1 protein-coding gene is annotated in these 755 nt (G+C 67.5%); it reads right to left on the bottom strand.

Annotated elements, in window-relative coordinates; translation table 11 throughout:
* Positions 1 to 126: 126 nt before the first annotated feature.
* Positions 127 to 755: transposase (locus PGW49_RS10385; RefSeq protein ID WP_270226454.1), on the bottom strand; the 629-nt coding region annotated here is incomplete at its 5' end.

Raw genomic sequence — 755 nt, 5'->3', positions numbered from 1 at the left:
GGTAGTGTCGAGAATGTTGGTGTAAGCCGTTCTGGCGACGTGCCGCCGAAGGCGGACCGAGCGAACGGCGAATCGGGACGGTGGGGGTTTCGGCCTTCTCCCGAACCCGGGATCCAAGCGGCCATGCTACGCCGCATCCACCTTCTCTGCAAGCTCCAAGCTCGCGAGGATCATCTTCCTGGCCGCTTCGGCGAGGTCGGCGGCGGGCCTTGCGGGCGCTGCGGGCTCTTTCCTCCTTCGCTTCTCGTCATACAGCTCCTGAATCTTGTCGTAGGCGAAGTACCGCGAAGCGGACCACTGCTCATCCTGCTCGCACATCACAGCCCCGACCAGGCGCTCGAGCGATTTCTCCGACGGGAACACCTGCACCACGCGGCTGCGGCGCTTTATCTCGCGGTTCGCCCGCTCCTGCACGTTGTTCGTGCGCAGCCGCTTCCAGTGCGACGGCGGGAAGGCGAGGTAGGCCAGCGCGTCGGGCTCGGCCTCCTCGGCCACGTCGGCGGCCTTGGGGCAGCATTCGCGCAGCATGTCGCAGGCCGCGTGGTACATCGCCCGCGCCGTCGCCGCGTCCTTGGCCCGGAACGCCGGCGACATTATGCGGCCCACGCGCTTCTTCAGCTGGCGCGATCCGGTCTCGCGCATGCAGTCGCGCATCAGGTGGACGGCGCATCTCTGCCAGGAGGCGCCCTGGAACACCTCCTCGATGGCGCCGACCAGGCCCTTGTGCGCATCGGAGGTCACGAGCTGCACGCCCT

Origin of the sequence: Collinsella aerofaciens, assembly GCF_027679495.1 — a bacterium.
GTDB lineage: Bacteria > Actinomycetota > Coriobacteriia > Coriobacteriales > Coriobacteriaceae > Collinsella > Collinsella aerofaciens_AK.
This window is presented reverse-complemented; position numbering and strand designations above follow the sequence as displayed.